This is a genomic window from Stenotrophomonas sp. 2YAF22 (assembly GCF_052114665.1).
Taxonomy (GTDB): Bacteria; Pseudomonadota; Gammaproteobacteria; order Xanthomonadales; family Xanthomonadaceae; genus Stenotrophomonas; species Stenotrophomonas indicatrix.
In genome coordinates, this window is the sequence record NZ_JBFRFE010000141.1 from 1 (window position 1) to 7,891 (window position 7,891).

The window sequence follows — 7,891 nt, forward strand, 5'->3', positions numbered from 1 at the left end:
AGGTCACCCAGAGTGGCATACACCATCCGGTGGCGGGCCAGCGGCAGCTTGCCGGCAAAGGCCTCGCTGACCACGGTCGCTTCGAAATGCACGCCATCGTCACCCTGTACGTCGGCGCGGGCGCCGGGCAGGCCGGTTTCGATCAGATTGCGGATGGTGTCGGCGTCCAACGGGCTTTCCTAATAAAATGTGCGTCCATTCTACTTCCGCTGCGTGGCGTCCGCATGGCCGAATCCCTGTTGCCCCCCCGTTCCGCCGACCCTGCCGCCCTGGTCGCCAGTGGCCGGCGCGTGTTCGAGATCGAACGGCAGGCGCTGGACGCCGTGGCCGACCGCCTCGGCGATGCCTTCCAGCAGGCCTGCCGGGCGATCCTGGGCAGCCGCGGCCGGGTGGTCGCCACCGGCATGGGCAAGTCCGGCCATGTCGCGCGCAAGATCGCCGCCACCCTGGCTTCCACCGGCACCCCGGCGTTCTACGTGCATCCGGGCGAGGCCGGCCACGGCGACCTCGGCATGATCACCGAGGATGACGTCGTGCTGGCCCTGTCCTATTCGGGTGAATCGGATGAGCTGCTGATGCTGCTGCCGGTGCTCAAGCGCCAGGGCAATGTGCTGATCGCCATGACCGGCCGCCCGCAGTCGAGCCTGGCCAGCGCCGCCGATTTCCACCTGGATGTGAGCGTGCCGGCCGAAGCCTGCCCGCTGGCGCTGGCGCCCACCTCCAGCACCACCGCCTCGCTGGCGATGGGCGACGCCCTGGCGGTGGCCCTGCTGGACGCACGCGGCTTCACCGCGGACGATTTCGCCCGCTCGCACCCGGCCGGTAGCCTCGGCCGCCGCCTGCTGCTGCACATCACCGACGTCATGCACACCGGCGAGGACCTGCCCAAGGTCGATGTCGGCGCCAGCCTCAGCGAAGCGCTGATGGAGATGAGCCGCAAGCGCCTGGGCATGACCGCCGTGGTCGACCACCAGGGCGTGCTGATCGGCCTGTTCACCGACGGCGACCTGCGCCGCGCCCTGGACACCGACCTGGACGTGCGCACCGCCAGGATCGCCGATGTGATGACCCGGCAACCGCGCACCATCAGCGCCGACAAGCTGGCGGTGGAGGCTGCGCGGCTGATGGAAACCCACAAGATCACCGGCCTGATCGTGGTCGACAGCCAGGGCCGCGCGGTCGGCGCCCTGAACATTCATGACCTGTTGCGGGCCCGGGTGGTTTAACCGACAGTCCGTAGACCCCATTCAGTCTGTACCAACGAGCCCGCAACCACCGAGTCCGATGCCCTGATGCCCTGGTCCCCCCTGCCCGCCTTCCCCGCCCACCTGCATGCCGTTGCGGCCGGTATCCGCTTGGCCTGCTTCGACGTGGACGGCACCCTCACCGATGGTCGGCTGTACTACGACAAGGATGGCAACGAGAGCAAGGCGTACTTCGTGCAGGATGGCCTGGGCCTGAAACTGCTGCAGCAGCACGGTATCCACCCCGTGCTGATCACCGCGCGCAACAGCCAGTCCGCGCTCAAGCGCGGCGCCGACCTGGGCATCGACACCCAGATTGCCGTCGGCGACAAGCTGGCCAGCGTGCAGGCGCTGTGCGCCCAGCACGGCATCGGCCTGGAGCAGGTGGCCTTCATGGGTGACGACCTGCCCGACCTGGCGCCGCTGGGAGCGGTCGGCTTGGCGGTGGCTCCGGCCAATGCCCATCCGTGGATCGCCGAGCGCGTGCACTGGATCACCCGTGCTGACGGTGGCCGTGGTGCCGCGCGCGAGCTGTGCGACGTGCTGCTGGCCGCGCAGGGCCGCGTGGACGCCGTGCTGGCGAGGTTCGGCGCATGAATGCCCCCACCCTGAACTGGCGGATGATCCTCGGCGTCGGCCTGCTGCTGGCTGCCCTGCTGAGCAGTTGGGCAGCGCTGCGCAACCGTGAAAAGGCACCTGCCGTCGAAGGCCAGGACGCCGGTGTGGACTACATCCTGCACGACTTCCAGATCGTCGCCCTGGACGAACATGGCAAGGAATCGACCACTCTGCGCGCGCCCCTGCTGGAACGCCAGCGTGGCGACCAGACGCTCAACATCACCACCCCGCTGTTCGAAATGCCCGACAAGGACGGCAAGCACTGGACGCTGCGCGCCCAGACCGGCTGGCTCAGTGCCAAGGGCGACGAGATGAAGCTGCGTGGCAACGTCGCCGGCGACAGCCCGGCCGGCCCGGGCGTGGTCCCGACCACCTTCCGCACCGACCACCTGGACGTGTTCCCGAAGGACAATCGCGCCCGCACCGATGCCCTGGTGACCATGACCCGGCCCGGCATGGAGCAGTCCGGTGTCGGGTTCGAGGTGGATTCGAAGAACAACACGTATCATTTCCTCAGCCAGTCCAAGGGCCGTTACACGCCCAAGCGCTGATTCCGCCGCCCGCCCGCGACGTCTTCCCGACAGGCGCGAAGCCGGCAGCCCCCACCCGCCGCCCCCGGTCCCGCCGGAGGGCCACCACCGGTAGAACGGACCCCGATGAAGATTCCCTTTGCAGCCGTGCTCGCACTCAGTCTTCTTGTCCCCGCTGTCGCCTTTGCCAAGTCGACGGACCGCAACGAAGCGATGAACATTGATTCCGGTGCGCAGTCCGGCACCCTCACCGGTGATGGCAAGACCGTGCTGTCCGGTGGCGTGATCATCACCCAGGGCACCCTGGACCTGCGCTCGTCCGAAGCGGAGATCTACCTCAAGGGCGGCGAAGCCGTGCGTGCGGTGTTCACCGGCAAGCAGGCCAAGATGAAGCAGCAGCTCGACGATGGCACCTGGATGGATGCGGTGGCCGACCGGATCGACTACGACATCACCACCGAGATCATCACCCTGACCGGCAACTACAAGGTCACCAGCGCGCGCGGCACCAATGCTGGCCAGCGCATGGTCTACAACACCCGCAGCGGTGAGATGAACTCCGGCGGCGATGGCAGCCGCGTGCGCACCGTGATTCCGCCGAAGAACAAGACGCCTGCTGCCGCCCCGGCCCCGGCGGGAGGCAAGAAGTAATGCTCGTCGCTACTGGCCTGCGCAAACGCTACAAGCAGCGCGAAGTCGTCAAGGACTTCGGGCTGACTCTGGATGCCGGTGAAGTGGTCGGCCTGCTGGGTCCCAACGGTGCCGGCAAGACCACCTGCTTCTACATGATCGTCGGCCTGGTCGGTGCCGATGCCGGCAGCATCGTGCTGGACGGCAAGGACATCACCGGCGACCCGATGTACACCCGCGCCAAGCAGGGTGTGGGTTACCTGCCGCAGGAACCGTCGGTGTTCCGCAAGCTGACCGTGGCCGACAACCTGCGTCTGGTGCTGGAACTGCGCGAGGACCTGGATTCGACCGGCCGCGAGCGCGAACTGAACAGCCTGCTCGACGAACTGCAGCTGGGACACGTGTCCGAACAGCTCGGCGCCAGCCTGTCCGGTGGTGAGCGTCGTCGTTGCGAGATCGCGCGTGCACTGGCCGCCAAGCCGCGCCTGATCCTGCTCGACGAACCCTTCGCTGGTGTGGACCCGATCTCGGTCGGCGAAATCCAGCGCATCGTCACCCATCTCAAGCAACGCGGCATTGGTGTGCTGATCACCGACCACAACGTGCGCGAGACCTTGGGAATCTGCGACCGCGCGTATATCCTCGCAGAGGGCACCGTATTGGCCCAGGGCTCGCCGGAGGCGATCCTGGACAACGCCGACGTGCGCCGCGTCTACCTTGGGGATTCCTTCAAGCTGTAACCGCGGCCGCCGGGCCCTCTCCCTTCCGTTCGGCACAGGCATGAAGACTCGGCTGCAGACATCGTTGGGACAGCAGCTGGTGCTTACGCCCCAGCTGCAGCAGGCGATCAAGCTGCTGCAGATGTCCACGACCGAGCTGGAGCTGGAAATCGCCCAGGCGGTGGAGAGCAATCCACTGCTGGACTGGTCCGACAGCAGCGACGAAGGCGCCGGTGTCGACAAAGACGCCAGCAGCGACGACGCGGGCGGCGACAATGACGCCCCGCCCGACAACGCTGAAAGCAGCGGCGACGACTGGGCGCCCGCCGAACTGGACTGGAGCAGTGGCGGCAGCGGCGGTAGTTTCGATGACGACGACGACAACGGCAGTGCCGCCGAACGCGTTGCCGAAACCGAAACCCTGGCCGACCACCTGCTGTGGCAGCTGCACCTGACCCACCTGTCCAAGCGCGACCGCAGCATCGGTGCCGCGCTGATCGATTCATTGGAAGACGACGGCTATCTGCGCGAGCCGCTCTCGGCCATCGCCGAAGCGCTGTTGCCGGCGATCCACGCCGGTGAAGACGAAATCCTGACCGTGCTGCACCAGATCCAGCGCTTCGACCCCGTTGGCGTGGCCGCACGCAGCCTTGGCGAATGCCTGCAACTGCAGCTGGACGTGCTTCCTGTCGACACCCCCTGCCTGGCCCTGGCGCGGCAGGTCGCCGCCGGCCCACTGGAACAGCTGCCACGCAGCGGCGTGACGGGCCTGGCCCAGCAGCTGAAGCAGCCGTTGGCCGAGGTCGAGACGGCCGTGGCCCTGCTGCGCTCGCTGGACCCTCGCCCCGGCACCCAGATCGCCCCGCTCGCCCAGGATACCTACGTGGTACCCGACGTGGTCGTATGGCGGCAGAACGGCATCTGGCGCGCCGCGCTGGCCGCCCATGCCGGCCCCAAGCTGGTGATCCACCGCGGTTACGAGCAGATGATCCGTCACTGCGGTGACGCCGATGCCGGTTATCTGCGCGGCCAGCTGCAGGAAGCGCGCTGGCTGCTGAAGGGCCTGCAGGCGCGTGGCGAGACGATGCTGCGGGTGGTGCGCAGCCTGATCCAGCAGCAGGCGGGCTTCCTTGAATTCGGCGAACAGGCACTGCGCCCGCTGACCCTGCGCGAGATCGCCGGCGAACTGGGCCTGCACGAATCCACCGTATCGCGCGCGATCGCCCGCAAACATGTGCGTACGCCACGCGGCACCCTGCCGCTGCGCGCCTTCTTCGCCTCGGGCATCGACACCGACGGCGGTGGCGAAGCGTCCAGCACCGCCATCCAGGCCATGATCCGGCGCCTGATCGATGACGAGAACCCACGCAAGCCGCTTTCTGACGCCAAGCTGGCTGACCTGCTCAAAACATCGGGAATCCCAGTAGCGCGGCGCACCGTGGCGAAGTATCGTGAGGCCATGAACATCTCCGCCTCGCACGAAAGAGTCAGAATCGTTTGACGCGCCGCCGCGCCCGGCGGAGAGGTTCATTGGCACTTCCGATCAAAGGAGAAACCCGATGCGCATCGAAACGTTTGGCAAAGATGTCGAAGTCACCCCGGCCCTGCAGTCCTATGTAGAGGAGAAGCTGGCCCGGGTCGGCAAACACTTCGACCAGCACTGCGAAGCGCGGGTGACGCTCAAGCTGCAGAAGACTGAGCACCACGTCGATGCCAGCCTCAATATTCCGGGTCAGACCCTGCACGCTGAAGCCAATGCGCAGACCATGTATGCGGCGATCGACCTGCTGGCGGACAAGCTTGACCGCCTGGTGATCAAGCACAAGGAGAAAAAACAGCAGCACGCACCGCTGCCGGTGGGCGACAATGGTGGCTGATCGCCACCGCTCCCCGCAGACATGCCCCTGACTGACCTCCTGGCGGCCGTGCAGACCCAGCTCTGCACGGCCACCGACCGCGACAGCGTCCTGCAGGCCGCGGCCGGATTGCTGGCCTGCCGCCAGGCCAACGCCGAACAGATCTATCTCAACCTGTGCCAGCGCGAAGCGTTGGGCAGTACCGCGATCGGCTACGGCATCGCCATCCCGCATGGTCGTGCGCCGACCCTGGATCGCCCCCGTGGCGCGCTGCTGCGCCTGCAGGCCCCGGTCGATTTCGGTGGCGACGAGCCGGTGGACCTGGTGTTCGCCATGGCCGTTCCCGCCCACTACACCCATCAACACCTGATGCTGCTGTCCGAGCTGGCCGAGCTGTTTTCCGCGCCCTGCATCCGCCAGGCGCTGCGCGAGGCCGGCGATGCACGGGAGCTGCGCCAGGCCCTGGACCTGACCCCACCGGCGAGCGCCGCATGAATACCAGCATCACTGCCCGCGAACTGTTCGAACAGCAGCGTGAGCGGCTCGGCCTGCGTTGGGCAGCGGGCAAATCCGGTGAGAAGCGCGAGCTGGAGGCCGGCAATACGGTCTCGCGACGCCCTTCGCTGGCCGGCTATCTCAATGCAATCTATCCCAACAAGGTGCAGATCCTCGGTACCGAGGAACTGTCCTGGCTGGACGCGCTGGAACCACGCCAGCGCTGGGAAACCATCGAAAAGATCATGCAGTCGCATCCGCTGGCGCTGGTGCTTACCCGCAACCAGCCGTGCCCGGAAGACCTGCGCGCGGCCGCCGATGAATCCGGCACGCCGCTGTGGTTGTCACCCAAGCGCGGCCACGAACTGCTCAACCATCTGTCCTACCACCTGGCCCGGACGCTGGCGCCGCGGGTGATCCTGCATGGCGTGTTCATGGAGATCTACTCCATCGGCGTGCTGATCACCGGTGAAGCGGGATCAGGCAAGAGCGAGCTGGCCCTGGAACTGCTCAGCCGCGGTCACCGCCTGGTGGCCGACGATGCCCCCGAGTTCACCCAGATCGCCCCCGACGTGCTCGATGGCACCTGCCCGGAACTGCTGCAGGACCTGCTGGAAGTGCGCGGCCTGGGCGTGCTGAACGTGCGCGAGATGTTCGGCGACACCGCTGTAAAGAAGAACAAGTACCTTCGGCTGATCGTCCACCTGACCAAGCCGATGACCGAGCCCACCCCCCATGGTTACGAGCGCCTGACCGGTGACTCGGGCACGCGCCACGTGCTGGACCTGGACGTGCCGCTGATCACCCTGCCGGTGATGCCCGGCCGCAACCTTGCCGTTCTGACCGAGGCGGCCACCCGCCTGCACATTCTGCGTACCAAGGGTATCGACCCAGCGGCAATGTTCATCGCCCGCCACAGCAACCTGCTGGAACGGCGAACGCCCTGACCCCCCTGTCCTTCGAAGAGCCCGTCCATGAGCACCGTCATTCCCACCGCCCCGACCCTGATCATCGTCAGTGGCCTGTCCGGCTCGGGTAAATCCGTCGCCCTGAAGACCTTCGAGGACCAGGACTACTACTGCTCGGACAACCTGCCGATCCAGCTGCTGCCGGATTTCGTGCGCAATGTGCTGAGCCACCACGACGGCGCGGCATCGCGCCGGTTGGCTGTAGGCATCGACGTGCGTGGGCAGAGCGACCTGACCCAGTTGTCCAGCTGGCGGCAGCTGGCCACCGATGCCGGGGTGGACGCCAAGGTGCTGTTTTTCGAGGCCAGCGATGAAACGGTGCTCAAGCGCTACGCCGACACCCGCCGCCGGCACCCGCTGAGCCAGCTGGGCCTGTCGCTGCCGGAAGCGATCGCCCGCGAGCGCGAACTGATCGCGCCGCTGCGCCGCGAAGCCGATGCGGTGATCGATACCAGTGCGTTGAACGTGCATCAGCTGCGCCGCCGCATCATCACCGAATTCGCGATGGGCCATGCCACCCGCCTGTCGCTGCTGTTCGAATCGTTCGCCTATAAGCGTGGCGTGCCGGCCGAGGCCGATTTCGTGTTCGACGCGCGCGTGCTGCCCAACCCGCATTGGGATCCGGAACTGCGTGCGTTGAGCGGCCGCGAACCCGGCGTGCGCGACTACCTGGAAGCACAGCCGGATGTGCAGCGCTACCTGTCGCAGTTGATGGATTTCCTGGATACCTGGCTGCCCAAGCTGGGTGRCGGCACCCGCAGCTATGTGACGGTGGCCTTCGGCTGCACCGGTGGCAAGCACCGCTCGGTGTTCCTGGCCGAACGCCTGGCT

General features: G+C 66.9%; 11 protein-coding genes. 10 read left to right on the top strand and 1 reads right to left on the bottom strand.

Annotated elements, in window-relative coordinates:
• Window positions 1-170, bottom strand: a 170-nt coding sequence (locus tag AB4Y84_RS07855) for a BolA family protein (RefSeq protein WP_442249961.1), incomplete at its 3' end; no start/stop codon positions are given.
• A gap of 54 nt (window positions 171-224) precedes the next feature.
• Here AB4Y84_RS07855 and AB4Y84_RS07860 point away from each other — a divergent pair.
• From AB4Y84_RS07860 to rapZ, 10 genes are all read left to right on the top strand, one after another.
• Window positions 225-1,226, top strand: coding sequence for a KpsF/GutQ family sugar-phosphate isomerase (locus AB4Y84_RS07860; protein WP_442243880.1), 1,002 nt, complete (start codon window positions 225-227; stop codon window positions 1,224-1,226).
• A 66-nt stretch (window positions 1,227-1,292) separates the two neighbouring features.
• Window positions 1,293-1,841 carry a KdsC family phosphatase gene (locus AB4Y84_RS07865; protein ID WP_025874016.1) on the top strand — a complete coding sequence of 183 codons (549 nt, stop codon included), beginning with the start codon at window positions 1,293-1,295 and terminating at the stop codon, window positions 1,839-1,841.
• Window positions 1,838-2,413: an LPS export ABC transporter periplasmic protein LptC gene (gene lptC / locus AB4Y84_RS07870; RefSeq protein ID WP_025874017.1), complete on the top strand. Its 576-nt coding sequence runs from the start codon at window positions 1,838-1,840 to the stop codon at window positions 2,411-2,413. Before AB4Y84_RS07865 ends, lptC begins: the two co-directional genes overlap by 4 nt.
• A gap of 105 nt (window positions 2,414-2,518) precedes the next feature.
• Window positions 2,519-3,043, top strand: coding sequence for a lipopolysaccharide transport periplasmic protein LptA (gene lptA / locus AB4Y84_RS07875; RefSeq protein ID WP_025874018.1), 525 nt, complete (start codon window positions 2,519-2,521; stop codon window positions 3,041-3,043).
• Window positions 3,043-3,762: an LPS export ABC transporter ATP-binding protein gene (gene lptB / locus AB4Y84_RS07880; RefSeq protein WP_353101484.1), complete on the top strand. Its 720-nt coding sequence runs from the start codon at window positions 3,043-3,045 to the stop codon at window positions 3,760-3,762. The genes lptA and lptB overlap by 1 nt, the downstream gene beginning before the upstream one ends.
• Before the next feature lie 40 nt (window positions 3,763-3,802).
• Complete coding sequence (locus AB4Y84_RS07885) at window positions 3,803-5,242, top strand: RNA polymerase factor sigma-54 (protein ID WP_442243882.1); 1,440 nt, start codon at window positions 3,803-3,805, stop codon at window positions 5,240-5,242.
• A gap of 58 nt (window positions 5,243-5,300) precedes the next feature.
• The gene (hpf, locus tag AB4Y84_RS07890) at window positions 5,301-5,618 is read left to right on the top strand and encodes a ribosome hibernation-promoting factor, HPF/YfiA family (RefSeq protein WP_312109583.1); all 318 of its coding nucleotides are present in this window, start codon (window positions 5,301-5,303) and stop codon (window positions 5,616-5,618) included.
• A 21-nt stretch (window positions 5,619-5,639) separates the two neighbouring features.
• Window positions 5,640-6,092, top strand: a complete 453-nt coding sequence (locus tag AB4Y84_RS07895) for a PTS sugar transporter subunit IIA (RefSeq protein WP_312787177.1) — start codon at window positions 5,640-5,642, stop codon at window positions 6,090-6,092.
• Entirely contained in the window at window positions 6,089-7,039 is a 951-nt protein-coding gene (gene hprK / locus AB4Y84_RS07900; protein ID WP_004147299.1) for an HPr(Ser) kinase/phosphatase, read from the top strand. The genes AB4Y84_RS07895 and hprK overlap by 4 nt, the downstream gene beginning before the upstream one ends.
• A 27-nt stretch (window positions 7,040-7,066) precedes the next feature.
• Window positions 7,067-7,891 (top strand): RNase adapter RapZ (gene rapZ, locus AB4Y84_RS07905; protein WP_442249960.1); only part of this gene is annotated, 825 nt, incomplete at its 3' end.

Coding starts and splice junctions, on each gene's coding strand:
- lptB (WP_353101484.1), top strand. CDS start 3,043: ATGCTCGTCGCTACTGGCCTGCGCAAACGCTACAAGCAGCGCGAAGTC.
- hprK (WP_004147299.1), top strand. CDS start 6,089: ATGAATACCAGCATCACTGCCCGCGAACTGTTCGAACAGCAGCGTGAG.
- AB4Y84_RS07860 (WP_442243880.1), top strand. CDS start 225: ATGGCCGAATCCCTGTTGCCCCCCCGTTCCGCCGACCCTGCCGCCCTG.
- AB4Y84_RS07885 (WP_442243882.1), top strand. CDS start 3,803: ATGAAGACTCGGCTGCAGACATCGTTGGGACAGCAGCTGGTGCTTACG.
- AB4Y84_RS07895 (WP_312787177.1), top strand. CDS start 5,640: ATGCCCCTGACTGACCTCCTGGCGGCCGTGCAGACCCAGCTCTGCACG.
- AB4Y84_RS07865 (WP_025874016.1), top strand. CDS start 1,293: ATGCCCTGGTCCCCCCTGCCCGCCTTCCCCGCCCACCTGCATGCCGTT.
- lptA (WP_025874018.1), top strand. CDS start 2,519: ATGAAGATTCCCTTTGCAGCCGTGCTCGCACTCAGTCTTCTTGTCCCC.
- lptC (WP_025874017.1), top strand. CDS start 1,838: ATGAATGCCCCCACCCTGAACTGGCGGATGATCCTCGGCGTCGGCCTG.
- hpf (WP_312109583.1), top strand. CDS start 5,301: ATGCGCATCGAAACGTTTGGCAAAGATGTCGAAGTCACCCCGGCCCTG.